Source organism: Psychromonas saccharinae (assembly GCF_051201515.1).
Lineage (GTDB): Bacteria > Pseudomonadota > Gammaproteobacteria > Enterobacterales > Psychromonadaceae > Psychromonas.
Window position 1 is genome coordinate 4,183,856 of sequence record NZ_CP195153.1, and the last position, 14,264, is coordinate 4,198,119.

Sequence of the window (14,264 nt, forward strand, 5' to 3'; positions counted from 1 at the left end):
GAGCAATGATGACAATCAATATAGATAAAAAAATTATTGGCTACAAAGTAGTAAGTCAAGAAAAAGAAATACAAGAGAATGAGACACAAGACGAAACTCTTGTTCAAAAGATGAATGAAAATGTCTCTCGTCCAGAAGCTTTAATGGGAACCACCTATAAAATAAAACCACCGGTATCGGATCATGCATTTTATATTACGATTAACGATGTGCTGCTAAATGAGGGGACGGAATATGAACAAATTCATCCCTACGAATTATTTATCAACTCTAAAAGCATGGATCACTATGCATGGGTCGTAGCCATGACCCGCGTTATCTCGGCGGTATTTCGAAAAGGTGGCGATGCAACATTTTTAGTCGAAGAATTAAAAGCCGTTTTCGATCCTAAGGGGGGATATTTCAAACCCGGTACAGGTCAATATATGCCAAGCATTGTTGCTGAAATTGGTTTTATTATAGAAACGCATATGAAACGAATCGGGATGCTCAAAGATGAAACTGATGTCCACCAACAGCGCTATTTAGCAGAAAAAAAAGCGCAAATGGCAGCGAATAATACAGAACAAACCACTAGCAGCGACTTTCCTAAAAATGCAGTGATGTGTAGTAAATGTCATCAAAAATCAGTGATTACTATGGATGGTTGTTTAACGTGCCTAAATTGTGGTGATAGTAAGTGTGGGTAAAATAGTTTTAAGCTTTTAGCGTTCAGCTGTCAGTAGAGATTGACCCCTTAGTTATTACCACTAACGGCCACAATGCAATACGCTTAAAGCGACTGAAGTCGCTGCCCCAAAAGCATGCCAGACTTGGGGCGGTGATTTTAGTCAGCTAAATAACGATTTTCCAAATATAATTAGAAGTACCTCGCATTCAAGGTAAAAGATAAATGAAATATATCAGGAAAACTGTTTTGTTTTTTCTTGTATTGGTTGGCTCAAATGCATGTGGTAACGAGCAAAAAAATGGCAGTCAGCTAGTTGATGTAAATACTAACAATGAAACTGTAAAGCATAGAAGTTATCTAGCTGAATTAGGTCTAGTTTTACCCGACAAAGCAAAAATTATACATTTTTATCAAGAAAAAGGTGGTGAACTATTTATTCGCTTAAAAATAGAGATGGATTTTCAAACATTTAATAATTGGATGATTAGCCTTAATAATAAAGAAGAATATTTTATAGAGGATAATCGTTATTTGCTTGGACCTGACTTCGAGCAATGGCAACCATCAAAGGAACCGACACTATTCGCAATGCAAATAGCATCTGACCAAGGACTCTATCTAAATCTGGGTATTACTTCTAAGGTAGAGGAAAATAAAGTCGTATACATAGTTTTTCATGGAAGTTAAAAATTACGAATTTATGAATTAGAAAATACTTATATATTGTGTGCGGTGAATTATTATCACTAACGATCACAATGCAAGCCCCTTAGAGCGACTGAATTCGTCGCCCCAAAAGCATGCCATACTTGGAGCGGTGAGTTTAGTCGGTTAAATATCTATTTTCCAAATGCGCTTTGAAGAACGAAGGATTCAAGGTTTCGCCCGTTGCGCCTTTAACCAACTCATCGGTAGTCAATAAACTTCCTTTACTCCAGATATTTGTCGATAACCAAGTAAAGATAGGAGAGAGATCGCCACTGCGGATCGCAGCATCGACATCTACTGTTTTCTTCATCGCAGCCATAAACTGTGCGGCATTCATTGCCCCTAGTGTATAGGAAGGAAAATATCCAAAGCTTCCATCGGTCCAGTGAATATCCTGCATGCAACCATTTTTATAATTACCCTTTGTTGATAATCCTAAATAAGCTCGCATTTTTTGATCCCACAACTCAGGCACATCACTAAATTGAATTTTACCGTTCATTAAATCACGTTCGATTTCATAACGTAAAATAACATGTGCAGGATAGGTCAGTTCATCTGCATCAACACGAATAAAATCTTTTTCCACGCGGGTATACAGTTTTTGGAAATTCTCCGGTGTAAACAATGCAGGCTCATTAGTAGAAAAGGCATCTTTAGATAAATCAGCCAGTAACGCGATAAAATTATCATTACGGCCTATCTGCATTTCCATAAAAAGTGACTGTGATTCATGAATTCCCATGGAACGTGCTTCACCAGCAGGCGTCCCAGCAAAAGCCTTGGGTAATCCCTGTTCATAACTTGCATGCCCCGTTTCATGAACAACGCCCATTAATGATTGTACAAATTCATTTTTATTATAACGCGTGGTCAAACGAACGTCCGTTGGCACACCGCCACAAAAAGGATGAACACTTTCATCTAAACGACCATGTTCAAAATCAAACTGAAGTAGTTTCATTACCTCAAGCCCAAGCATCTTTTGCTTGTCCGTATCGTATTCACCCTGTGGGGTAATAAAAGACTCTGCTTGTTGTTTATCGACCACTTGATCAATTAATTCAGGCAGCCAACTCTTAACATCATTAAAAATATTATCTAAAGATGCAGTGCTTGTGCCCGGCTCGTAAATATCGAGCATGGCATCGTAAGGATTTAAGCCAGTTGCCTCGGCACGAATTTGTGCTTCTTCTTGAGAAAGTTTAACCACTTCCTTCCAGTTATCCGCAAAGCCATCCCAGTTATTTTCATTACGCTGAGTGCGCCATGCGTGCTCACATTTAGAACCTGCTAATGATTTCGCCTGTACTAAATCGGCCGGCAAAACATTTGCTAACTGCCAGCTACGCTTTAATTCACGTAATACTGCTTTATCCTGGGTACTAAGAGTTTCATTACTTGCCTGTTCGAACCAATCTGCTAACTGGGGTTGTGTTTGCAATTGATGAATATGAACAGACAATGCAGCCATCGCTTCAGATCTTGCTTGGTTACCACCAGAGGGCATCATTGCAGCCTGATCCCATCCACAGATAGCAGCGAGATGATTAAAATGCGAAATTTGTTTTGAATGATCAATCAATTTTTCAAGTGTTGTCATAATGCGTTCCCATAATGCAGAAAAATAAAATTACCTTAAAAGAAAAAACAAGCTTGGTATCTTGTTACTTTATTGATATAACAGTTATTCTAATTGGATTAGGCGCCCATCTCTATGTATATTCTAAATTTTGAAGCATTTCTTATCGCGATTACTATTCTAACCCTCACTCCAGGCTTAGATACCGCATTAGTCATTAAAAATACCAGTCGCTCAGGCAGCACCGATGGCTATGTGACTAGCCTCGGTATTTGTTCAGGATTATTTATCCACGCAACTTTTTCAGCCATTGGAATTTCAGCGATATTACTGCAATCTGCTGAATTGTTTCAAACCATGAAATGGATTGGTGCTTGTTACTTAATTTACTTAGGCTTTAACGGTATTAGAGCAACATTTAAAGGTATTAAAGGACTAAAAGTTAGCCACGCAGAAACCAGCGATTTTAGTTGTAAACGGTCGCTGCGAGAGGGTTTTTTGTCCAATGTGTTAAACCCTAAAACAGCCGTTTTCTACCTTGCATTTTTGCCGCAATTTATTGATCCGCAACACTCGCCTTTTATTCAATCTTTATGCATGGCAGGTATTCATTTTGTGATTGCAATGGTATGGCAGTGTAGTTTGGCAGCATTAGTTAATTCCGCTAAAAAACTTGTACAAAATTCTTCTATTTTAACGTGGATGGAGGGTATTACTGGGACGGTATTAATTGCATTAGGCATTAAACTTATTATGGATGACAGCATGCCAGGCGCGCATTAATATACAAAACAGAAAATAGATGCTTTCACCTCACCGATGAAAGCATCTATACCCATTGCCATTCAAAATGCAAAAATCAGCAAGCCATGAGGTGAGCAGATTCTAGGCATAAAGTTGAAGATCTAACGGGTTAAATCAAGACTTTATAACGACGAAGATGTTTGCCTCATGGCTTGCCCTACGGGTCACTCGCTCAAATACCAATACTGCGTTGTAACATTCGATAAGGACCCGTCCTTGACATCATGTTACGCCTTGTCTTGGCATCCGAGCGAGTGACTGATCAATGCATCTTGATTGGTAATGGGTATAAATTATCAACGAGCGACCTTCCTATCAGGCACGATCGCTAACCTTGTTTCCTTTGCTTGTAAAATAACCTCAGCTAACTCAGCAAAACCATAGCCTCCATTCCTTGTGGCAATATACGCGGGCTTTACCGCTAACTTATCCAGCACTGGCTCAATATTTTTAACGCCAACCGTATTCGATAACCAAGTAAACATGCTTTCATCATTTAATGAATCGCCAACATAGGCCACTTCATCTAGCTGAATAATGCCATTCTGTGCATTTTCTAATAGGTAATGCTCCGCAGTAAAGCGTTTGCTGTGATGACCAACCCACACATTAAGATGAATAGAGCTAAGCGCAGCATTAACCACTTCACCATCAACACGTAATTGGCGAATACTATCCAATAATTCCTGGCATATTGCTTCATCAATCGGTTCACGATCTTGGCTTAAATTAATGGCGACATCGCAGAAGCGAAAGGCTTGATCATCGGCAAATCCAATATCAGGATAATCTTTTAATAGCGCGTTTAAATCATTCATTAATTCATGTTGTCGCGATCTCATTTTCGCCATCGGATATAGGGTATTCGTCAAAAATCCCCGTGTATTTTTTTGCATCCAAAAGGCGCCATTCTCACCAATCACACCATGCACTGGCCATAGTCTTGCTATTTGATCGCACCACCCAGCACAAGCGCCCGTCACGGGCACAATCTTCACACCTGCTGCATTAAGTTTGTCTAGAGCTAACAATGTTTTGGCAGGTAATTTCCCTTCCCATGTTAAGGTATCATCAACATCGGTTAGCAACCATTTAATCTTGCTAGCTTGCTCCCTCGTCAAAGTAGATAACGGCTTAGGCATAAATCACCTCTTTTTCAAGCGGGAAATGACTCTCAAAATACAGGTTCTTAAATGTTCGAGGATCGAAGAGGTGTAAATGTTGTAGATTAATATCCAAACCAATAATATCACCAATATTCATACACATATGCCCTTCCACGCGAACCACTAACGACTGCGCCTTATCATCGAGCGTTTTACAATATAATAATAAATCGGCACCAAGTGCTTCAATTAACTCCACCTCCACTTCAAACCAAGGATTAGCTGTAACAATTTGAAGATGTTCGGGTCTCAACCCAAGTTTTACCGCACCAAGGTTAATAGACTGCGTATTAACCAATAATAAGGAATGCCCCAACTCAATACCTTCAGGCGTGATATTGGCATCTAAGATATTCATAGCAGGAGAACCGATAAAAGTCGCCACGAAGAGTGATGCAGGATTGTCATATATTTCTAATGGTGTGCCGACCTGCTCAACATTCCCCTGATTCAGCACCACCAATTTATCAGCAAGCGTCATAGCTTCGACTTGATCGTGCGTCACATACACAGAGGTTGTCGCTAAGCGGCGTTGCAACTTTTTAATTTGTAGACGCATTTGTACTCTTAACTTCGCATCTAGGTTTGATAACGGCTCATCGAATAAAAACACTTTAGGCTCTCGTACAATCGCACGCCCCATCGCAACCCGTTGACGTTGACCACCTGAAAGTTGTTTTGGTTTACGATCCAACAAGCCTGACAGTTCGAGCATTTCAGCCGCTTCAGTAACTAATCGGTGAATTTCATCCTTGGGTGTTTTACGATTACGCAGTCCATAGGCCATATTATTATAAACGGTCATATGTGGATAAAGTGCGTAGTTTTGAAACACCATCGCAATGTCACGTTCGCCGGGCTCTAAGTGATTAACGACTTGACCATCAATGGTCATTTCACCCGAGGTAATTTCTTCTAATCCCGCGATCATACGTAATAGGGTTGATTTACCGCAGCCACTTGGGCCAACTAAAACAACCATTTCTGCATCATTAATATCTAAATCAAGTTGTTGAACAGCTTGATATCCATTCGCGTAAGATTTAGCAATATTTGCAAGTGTTAATGTGGACATTTATTTCTCCGTATCGACTAAACCTTTTACAAAGGCTTTTTGCATAGCAATAACGACAACTACAGGAGGTAGCATCGCGATAATAGTGGTGGCCATAATCTTGTTCCATTCAACGATACCGTCGACCACGCCGAGCATCTGTTTAATGCCCATCACAATGGTGTAGTACTGGGCATCGGTGGTAATCAATAATGGCCATAGGTATTGATTCCAGCCGTAAATAAAAGTGATCACAAATAATGCTGCGATATTAGTACGCGATAAAGGTAATAAAATATCGAAGAAAAATTTAATCGGGCCTGCGCCGTCAATGCGTGCAGCTTCAATCAATTCCTGTGGGATGGTAAGGAAAAACTGTCGAAATAAGAAAGTTGCTGTCGCACTAGCAATCAAAGGAATCGTTAATCCTGAGAACGAGTTCAACATATTTAAATTGGTAATAACTTCAAATGTCGGCATTATCCTCACTTCGACCGGCAACATTAAGGTGAAAAAAATCATCCAAAAAGCCAGCATTCTGCCTGGGAAACGAAAAAATACCACGGCATAGGCAGACAATATTGAAATGCTTAATTTGCCGACGGTAATCGTTAGCGCCATTACAAATGAATTAAATAACATATGAGCAATAGGCAAGGATATGTTATTAAAATGGCTTTCATTGCTGAGCAACTCCTTAAATACACTCAATCCCAGATCGCCAAACCACAATGGCGTACCCAACGCAAAAGCGCTGTTTTCATGGGTTGTTGCAACGAGAGCAATCCATACTGGTAATGCAATAGCGAGAATGCCAAGTATCAAAATAGCATGGCAAAAAATTTTGAATAGTGGTCTACGTTCTACCATCAGTAAGCTACCTTTTTTTCTACATATTTAAATTGGAACACGGTAAGCAATGCAACTAGTACCATTAAAATAACGGACTGAGCAGCGGAAGAACCGAGATTTAATCCAATAAACCCATCGTTATAAACCTTGTAAACTAAAGTTGATGTACTGTTACTTGGACCGCCCTGCGTCATCGCATGGATAACAGCGAAGGTATCAAAGAACGCATAAACAAAATTCACCACCAATAAGAAAAAACTTGTTGGTGAAATAAGTGGGAAGCTTATGGTGATAAAGCGCTTAATCGGGCCACTACCATCAATCGCCGCCGCTTCATGTAATGCTTTCGGTACCGACTGTAATGCCGCTAGAAAAAACAAAAAGTTATAACTAATCTGCTTCCAAGTTGAAGTGATGACGACCATCCACATAGCATGGGTATCATTGAGAACAGGATCCCAATCGACACCAACAAAGGCCAATAACTCCGTAATAATCCCAATGGTCGGATCGAATAAAAATAACCACAACGAACCAGCGACAACGGGTGCAACGGCATAGGGCCAAATCAAGAAAGTTCGATAAAAAGTAGCCCCACGAGTAATATGCTCTGCAAAAGCGGACAATATCAACGCGCTCACTAAGGCTAATACGGCAACGGTAATACTAAATTGCAGCGTAGTAAAAAATGACGAGAGGTAATTGCTATCGTTAAATAAACTAACAAAATTTTCTAATCCAACAAATTCCGTACTGAGCCCAAAGGCATCTTCCAATTCTGTTGATTGGATAATCGCCTGTCCCGCTGGCCAAATAAAAAATACCAATGTTATTGCTAACTGAGGCGCAATTAATGCAATCGGTAACCACTTATTTTTAAAACCGACATGTGATGACATATAAAAACCTAAGAAATTGTAAAAAATTCGCCACATTAATGATTAATGTGGCGAGATGGTTCTATTTTTGGGTACGTTCAAAACGACGCAACTCTTCATTACCTTGTTTAACCGCATTATCTAATGCGGTCTGCACAGAAATCTTACCTGCCCATACGCCTTCTAATTGCTCATTGATAATGTCACGTGTTTGTAGAAAGTTACCAAAACGAATACCTTTAGAATTAACCGTTGGTTTAGTTGAAGTCATTTGCATTACCGCAATATCAGTACCGGGGTTTGCACTGTAAAACCCTTGCGCTTTAGTCAACGCGTAAGCATCCTGGGTAATAGGCAAATACCCCGTAAATTGATGCCAATCAGCTTGTACTGCTGCACTTGATAAGTAACTAAAGAACTTAGCAACACCTTTATATTCTTCACTTGAATGACCGCGTAGTACCCACAGAGATGCGCCACCGATAATGGTATTTTGTGGTTGTTCAATTAATGTTTCATCGTAGGGAAGTTGCGCAACACCGACGTTGATACCTTCCATATTGGCTTGAATACCCGCAAGGCCCGCAGAAGATCCCATGGTCATTGCACATTCTTGGGTATAAAACAGTGGCATCCCCGTTGATTGACGACCTCCATATTTATAAATACCCGACTTAGCCCATTCGCTCATGTCGTTAATATGTTTAACAAACTCAGGTTTATTAAAGGTAAATTTAGTGTCTAAGCCATCAAAACCATTGCTGTTATCGGCCATGGAAACATTATTACGTGCACCAAAGTTTTCGATTTGAATCCAAGACTGCCACGTTGTTGTAAAACCACACTGTGCGCCTGAATCTAATAGTTTTTGAGAAACTTCCCCCATCTCTTTCCACGTTTTAGGTGCCTCAGTAATACCCGCTTTAGCAAACATATCTTTGTTGTAATATAAGACCGGTGTCGAACTATTAAATGGCATGGATAACATTTGGCCATCATTGGTTGTGTAATAACCGGTTACCGCTGATAAGTATTTATTTGGATCAAAGGACTCTTTCGTATCTGCCATTAATTCATATACAGGATAAATCGCTTGTTTAGCCCCCATCATGGTAGCTGTACCGACTTCGAAAACCTGGACAATTGCTGGTTGCTGTTTAGCACGAAATGCAGCAATCGCACTGGTCATGGTTTCTGCATAGGTACCTTTAAAAACAGGTTTGATTTCATAGTCTGACTGGCTTGCATTAAAATCAGCAGCGATTTCATTTACTTTCTCGCCTAACTCTCCACCCATTGCATGCCACCACTCAACCTCAGTTTTAGCGTGAGCCGATGCACTCATTAATGCAGCTGCAACAGCGACTCCTGCGATCTGTTTAATAAACATAAAACATTCCTTATCTCAAATTAGTTAAATCGTTATTTAAAAGAATTAATACTTCTCGGCTGTATCCACTTATCAAATGAACACATTTAATTTTCATTTAAAGACTAATTGAGCTAGATGACAGTTTGATTACATAAATATGAACTTATTTGAACAAGTTTTATGTTCATATCAACCTCACTGATTGCAACAAAACTGTCATAAAATATTGTTAGTATCCATAAAAAACAGGTTACACAATGAGGGTAATATGAAGACAGCAGCACACCGAGGCGTTTCCAGTCTCGCACCAGAAAATACACTAGCAGCATTTAGTAAAGCAGCAGAGATGGGGTGTGAATGGATTGAAATTGATGTACAACTTAACCGTGATAACATTCCCGTTGTTATTCATGATCAAACCGTTAATCGTTGTACAAATGGTTATGGTAAGGTGGCAGATCTCAGCTTAAAAGCACTGCAGTCATTGGATGCGGGATCATGGTTTTCAGACGAGTTTCGTAATGAAAAGATCCCCACTTTAGAACAAACACTGCGATTAGCAAAAGATAAAAAACTTAAGGTTAATATTGAGATAAAACTTTATCCAGAAGATGATATCGCACGACTTTGCGAAGAAATAAAAGCGGTGATCACAGGATTAAATATAGAAGCCAGCCAACTACTGTTTTCGAGCTTTAATTTATCGGCACTGAAAGTAATGCAACAACTGTTACCAACTATTCCACGCGGATTACTATGGTCTAAAATGCCCAATAATGCATTGAATTTACTGACCGAGATTGCGGCTTTCAGCGTCCACTGTAACTACAAATTTTTAACCCAATCACAGGCTGCAGACATTAAACAAGCAGGTTATGAAATTTATTGTTACACACCGAATGAACCTGACATGGTCAATCAATACTGGAGTTGGGGCGTTGATATGATGATTACTGATACGCCACAGGCTTACGCAACTATTTAATTGCACACGATAAGAGAACTCAAGCCTATGCATAAACTCAGTGTCCGACAGCAAACCATTTTAGATATGCTTCAGCAACAGGAATATTGCTCAATAGAGGCGCTTGCACTTCACTTTGATGTCACCACGCAAACGATACGACGTAATATCAATGAATTATGCGCAATGGGCTTAGCCAGTCGTCACCATGGTGGAGCAGGCTTACCGATCACACTCGCGAATCGTAGTTATCTCTCTCGAGAAATTACCAATAAAGATGAAAAACAACATATTGCAGAACAGGTCGTAAACCAAATTCCCAGCGGATGTACCCTATTTCTAGGCATTGGTACCACCATTGCGGCAATCGCCGAAAAGCTTATTAATCATCAGGAACTTAGGATCGTTACTAATAATTTTGAAGCCGCTTACATTTTATCGCAATACGATAACATCGAAACATGGATACCCGGCGGGAAAATACGCCCCAATGACCGGGATGTCGTCAATGACAATATCGGTCAGTTTTATGGCCAATTTACCGCAGATATTGGTATTATCGGTTGTGCTTCGATCAACTCTATCAATAAACCAGAGCAATTAAGCACCCCTTTAGCGCCACAATTAGAAGAATATGTTTTCGAACATGAGTTAAGAGAAGCCGCAGTTAGCCAAGCGATTATTAATGGTTCGCAACAAAAATGGTTGGTCGCTAACAGTTCGAAATGGCAACGTAAAGCCAACGCAAAGGTTGCTCCATTAAGTCATTTTGATCAGGTATTTAGTGGTAAAAACCTTGTTAATGAGTAACCTATACCCATTACCAATCAAGATGGGTATAAATAGCTAACTGATGAATTATTAATTTACATGCTTATCCACTTAACGCAGGTGAAGCAGATAAAAAATTAACATCATTAAAAATGCACCACAGAGAATACCGAGTTAAAAGAGAAAAGCACAAAAACTGATCAATTCCACATTCTGGGGCGTCGACTTTAGTTGACCGAATTAAAGGAATATCTACAAACGAAGTGCGAAGGAAATTCCTGCCGTTAAGCTTGGATCTACTGACTCACTGTAAAGAGTATTGCCGTCGCTATCTTCTAGTGTTAACTCGTTGCCCAATTTTACACCTGTAACGAACATAAATTTCATACCGGGATTCAACTGATAGGTCGCACTGGCAAGTAGTGGGAAAGCGCGATATTCACCAACGCCACTGGCAATATCGCCATTTTTATCCAGACGAAAACGAGATTTTTCATAATAGCTGCCAAGGGTGTATAACCATTTTTTATTCGCTTTATAACTTACCGTCAGTCCAGGAGATTGAATTGCTCCTCTGTTACTACCAAGATTCAAGGTTAATTGATCGTTAATATCCCAATTAACTAATAGTAATGGAAATAACGATGCCGATTCTTCTATCTGTGAACTAATCGCTAAACCAGTGCCAATACTTAAATTATCACTAAAATGGTAATTTGCCGCTGCAATTATCCCAGTTGTAATTGAGTCTTCAAATTGCGTATTAGACTCACCTGAAAAACGTATATAAGGCAATGCAAATGCAGACCATTCTGCATTCAAAGGCGCACGTATTGGGGTGCTTAAAGTTAATGTATTGACTTTATTCCAAGGATTAAGCTGCGCTAAACTACCGTTATCTCCACCAGAAAAGCCATAATCAGATTGTTCATAACTCAAAGAAAGACTGGCACTTGTGTTTTTATCCCAAAAGTAACTTTCACTAACCTGAGCCATTATTTTATTACGTTTATATTCGCCTCCATCGTTAATATCAGCGTCTAGTTGTGATTCGGCACCGACTTTCAATGAAGTAAACCAACCAGGAAAAGGATAATAGGCATTTTCTTTTTTCCCCATTTCTTCGCCTAGCAATGTATTGGGAAACAATAAAACACTTGGTAAAAATAGTACTAGAGAACGATTAACAAGGCCCATACCAATATCCTTTCCATAGGTATTTATTCATTAGTTATTTAAACTGTTATTACTTTTCTTCGCCACCAACTAATCGAAGCGATTTAGTTACTTTGAATGTCACTAATAATCGAGGATCTTGCTGATCCGCTGTGGTGTGATGACGTCTCGATAAAGAACTAATTAAGGCTTGATTATGGCTCTCTTCAACTTTCGTTAAACTGAGCCTTACACCTTGATAATCATCACCTTCTTCAATAAAGAGATAATGTGCATGGGGATTAGATTGTAAATTCTGATGGGATAATCTATCGCGCATAATAAAAGCAATATTTTCATGGTCGATAACATGGGGTCTCGCAAAAATAGCACTATTTACCTCGCCCTGTGCATTTGCAGTTGAAAACACACCTAGCCCAGTAGTCTCATTAAAATAGTTTTTTAATTCAATCATATCCATTCCTTTATATACCCGTTACCAATCAAGATGCGTTTATCAGTCACTAGCTCGGATACCAAGGCAAGGCGTAACATGATGACAATGGCTAGTCCTTATCGAATGTTATAACGCAGTATTGCCATGGTTTATAAGAAACGAGCTAGTGACCCGCAGGGCAAGACGAGAGGCAAACATCTTCGTTGTTATAAAGTCTCGATTTAACCCGTTAGATCTTCACCTTTATGCCTAGAATCTGCTCACCTCTCGTCTTGCTGATTTCTGCATCTTGAATGGTAACGGGTATACATATTATTGACTCGCATTAGCGGAATCAATCAGAAGATCCATCATTAATTCAGAAGCACCTAAATGCGCTGCTATTTTTATCTCAATATTGGGATAATTTACTTGGGTTTGCTCAACAATATTCGGTATATCTTCGACAACATGTCGACCAGAATTAAGAAAATAAGGTAGCACAATAATAGAACTAGCCCCTTCGTCGATACATTGTTTAATACCATCGGGAATAAGCGGATCAGCTAACTCAAGAAACCCTGCATGAATAATTTCATATTGTGCAGTACTATTTGCTTTTAACTTTTCAGCGAGCTTAATCACTTCTTCATTTGACTGCTTGCGACGACTGCCATGGGCAACCAACAAAAGTGCTTTCATTTTTATATCCTTTTCAGCATTAATAACTCTATTTTGCTCATTAAATTTTTTATTGCCTTGTTGAAATTTAGTAAAGATAACAATTACTTAAATTAACTTTCTTTGTTAGTTATGTTCAACAAAAATCAAATTATCCGTATCGAAACCACGTGCTTTCGATTCTTTAATAAAACGAGCTTTAAGTTCAGGTGATATGTCAGGGGTTCTCGATAATAACCATAAATAGGATGTATCAGGACCAGAAACGAACGCATACTGATAATCAACTTTATCCAAATCAAAGATAACATAGGACCCATAAAAGGGGCCAAAGAATGACACTTTAAGGTAGCCTTGGTCGCTACTATCAATAAAATAAGCTTTACCCTGTGCTTCACTCCATTCGTTATCTTCGATTGAAAATCCACGATTGACAACAGTGACGCCACCATCATCCTTAAGGCTGTATTCAGCTGAGACGTTATTTAACCCACGTTCAAAGGAATGATCTAATCGAGCGACTTCGTACCATTTCCCAAGATATTTATCGACGGAAAAACCACTCACAGGGGTTACAGACTCAGGCATACCAGTACAACCACCAAGCAATAAAAACGTTGCCATCAGAAATAATTTTTTCATCGTAAACTCCAATCATTTATTCGCGATAATACTGCTTTTTTATTAACACTATAGCTCGACTCTATACGAATAGAACCCTGTTTAGGATCTATTTATTGTCGTTTTAACGCTTCTTGACAGACTTCTTGTATTCTTTCTGTAGGCACACGTAATTGCGTTAACAAATATTCTTTAAATTCAGGGGTATAAGGTTGATCATCTGCCGCTTTTTTCATGCATAACAACCATGCTTCACCTTCCGATTTACCAATGGGAAGATGTTTATGTGAGACAGGAATAGGCATCGCTTTGAAGTTTTCGGCATATAACTTAGGACCGCCCATCCATCCCGATAGAAAATAAGCGAGTTTTTTCTTGGTAATGGTTAAATCTTCACTATGCATATCACGAATATGTTTTGCTTCGGGTAGCGTGTCCATATAATGGTAAAAGGCATCTACCAGCTTAATAAGACCTTCAATTTCTCCTGCAGCCTGATATGAACAATCACCTACGCCAAATTGTCTATTTTCGTTATTCATTCTATCTC

At 39.3% G+C, this 14,264-nt stretch carries 16 protein-coding genes; 5 read left to right on the top strand and 11 right to left on the bottom strand.

The features are described 5' to 3' along the window. Positions 1 to 8: 8 nt before the first annotated feature. Positions 9 to 689, top strand: coding sequence for a hypothetical protein (locus ACR30L_RS18685; RefSeq protein WP_435235738.1), 681 nt, complete (start codon positions 9 to 11; stop codon positions 687 to 689). A gap of 203 nt (positions 690 to 892) precedes the next feature. Continuing rightward, positions 893 to 1,357 carry a hypothetical protein gene (locus ACR30L_RS18690; protein WP_435235739.1) on the top strand — a complete coding sequence of 155 codons (465 nt, stop codon included), beginning with the start codon at positions 893 to 895 and terminating at the stop codon, positions 1,355 to 1,357. 136 nt (positions 1,358 to 1,493) lie between these two features. Here ACR30L_RS18690 and ACR30L_RS18695 read toward each other — a convergent pair whose 3' ends face one another. Then, entirely contained in the window at positions 1,494 to 2,981 is a 1,488-nt protein-coding gene (locus tag ACR30L_RS18695) for a carboxypeptidase M32 (protein ID WP_435235740.1), read from the bottom strand. Between the two features lie 114 nt (positions 2,982 to 3,095). Here ACR30L_RS18695 and ACR30L_RS18700 point away from each other — a divergent pair, with 114 nt between their 5' ends. Continuing rightward, a complete protein-coding gene (locus tag ACR30L_RS18700; protein WP_435235741.1) occupies positions 3,096 to 3,743 on the top strand; it encodes a LysE family translocator in 648 nt (215 codons plus the stop codon). Positions 3,744 to 4,060: 317 nt separating this feature from the next. Here the strand turns inward: ACR30L_RS18700 and ACR30L_RS18705 are convergent, their stop codons facing one another. The 5 genes from ACR30L_RS18705 to ugpB all read right to left on the bottom strand — a co-directional run bounded on the left by ACR30L_RS18705 (position 4,061) and on the right by ugpB (position 9,104). After that, positions 4,061 to 4,906, bottom strand: a complete 846-nt coding sequence (locus ACR30L_RS18705; RefSeq protein WP_435235742.1) for an HAD family hydrolase — start codon at positions 4,904 to 4,906, stop codon at positions 4,061 to 4,063. Next, positions 4,899 to 6,005 carry a sn-glycerol-3-phosphate import ATP-binding protein UgpC gene (locus tag ACR30L_RS18710; protein WP_435235743.1) on the bottom strand — a complete coding sequence of 369 codons (1,107 nt, stop codon included), beginning with the start codon at positions 6,003 to 6,005 and terminating at the stop codon, positions 4,899 to 4,901. Before ACR30L_RS18710 ends, ACR30L_RS18705 begins: the two co-directional genes overlap by 8 nt. Then, the gene (gene ugpE / locus ACR30L_RS18715) at positions 6,006 to 6,854 is read right to left on the bottom strand and encodes a sn-glycerol-3-phosphate ABC transporter permease UgpE (protein ID WP_435235744.1); all 849 of its coding nucleotides are present in this window, start codon (positions 6,852 to 6,854) and stop codon (positions 6,006 to 6,008) included. Beyond that, positions 6,854 to 7,735, bottom strand: coding sequence for a sn-glycerol-3-phosphate ABC transporter permease UgpA (gene ugpA / locus ACR30L_RS18720; protein ID WP_435235745.1), 882 nt, complete (start codon positions 7,733 to 7,735; stop codon positions 6,854 to 6,856). The genes ugpE and ugpA overlap by 1 nt, the downstream gene beginning before the upstream one ends. 61 nt (positions 7,736 to 7,796) lie before the next feature. Next, positions 7,797 to 9,104, bottom strand: a complete 1,308-nt coding sequence (gene ugpB, locus ACR30L_RS18725; RefSeq protein ID WP_435235746.1) for a sn-glycerol-3-phosphate ABC transporter substrate-binding protein UgpB — start codon at positions 9,102 to 9,104, stop codon at positions 7,797 to 7,799. Positions 9,105 to 9,354: 250 nt separating this feature from the next. Between ugpB and ACR30L_RS18730 the strand changes: the two genes are divergently transcribed. Beyond that, on the top strand, positions 9,355 to 10,071 hold the full coding sequence (locus tag ACR30L_RS18730; RefSeq protein WP_435235747.1) for a glycerophosphoryl diester phosphodiesterase: 717 nt from the start codon (positions 9,355 to 9,357) through the stop codon (positions 10,069 to 10,071). Between the two features lie 27 nt (positions 10,072 to 10,098). Then, the gene (locus ACR30L_RS18735; protein ID WP_435235748.1) at positions 10,099 to 10,860 is read left to right on the top strand and encodes a DeoR/GlpR family DNA-binding transcription regulator; all 762 of its coding nucleotides are present in this window, start codon (positions 10,099 to 10,101) and stop codon (positions 10,858 to 10,860) included. Between the two features lie 213 nt (positions 10,861 to 11,073). Here the strand turns inward: ACR30L_RS18735 and ACR30L_RS18740 are convergent, their stop codons facing one another. The 5 genes from ACR30L_RS18740 to ACR30L_RS18760 all read right to left on the bottom strand — a co-directional run bounded on the left by ACR30L_RS18740 (position 11,074) and on the right by ACR30L_RS18760 (position 14,256). Next, entirely contained in the window at positions 11,074 to 12,018 is a 945-nt protein-coding gene (locus ACR30L_RS18740) for a DUF6268 family outer membrane beta-barrel protein (RefSeq protein WP_435235749.1), read from the bottom strand. A 49-nt stretch (positions 12,019 to 12,067) separates the two neighbouring features. Continuing rightward, positions 12,068 to 12,451, bottom strand: coding sequence for a pyridoxamine 5'-phosphate oxidase family protein (locus ACR30L_RS18745; protein ID WP_435235750.1), 384 nt, complete (start codon positions 12,449 to 12,451; stop codon positions 12,068 to 12,070). Between the two features lie 294 nt (positions 12,452 to 12,745). Next, a complete protein-coding gene (locus ACR30L_RS18750; protein WP_435235751.1) occupies positions 12,746 to 13,114 on the bottom strand; it encodes a sirohydrochlorin chelatase in 369 nt (122 codons plus the stop codon). A 105-nt stretch (positions 13,115 to 13,219) separates the two neighbouring features. Further along, the gene (locus ACR30L_RS18755) at positions 13,220 to 13,735 is read right to left on the bottom strand and encodes a lipocalin family protein (protein ID WP_435235752.1); all 516 of its coding nucleotides are present in this window, start codon (positions 13,733 to 13,735) and stop codon (positions 13,220 to 13,222) included. Between the two features lie 92 nt (positions 13,736 to 13,827). Next, positions 13,828 to 14,256, bottom strand: coding sequence for a group II truncated hemoglobin (locus ACR30L_RS18760; RefSeq protein ID WP_435235753.1), 429 nt, complete (start codon positions 14,254 to 14,256; stop codon positions 13,828 to 13,830). Positions 14,257 to 14,264: the final 8 nt, after the last annotated feature.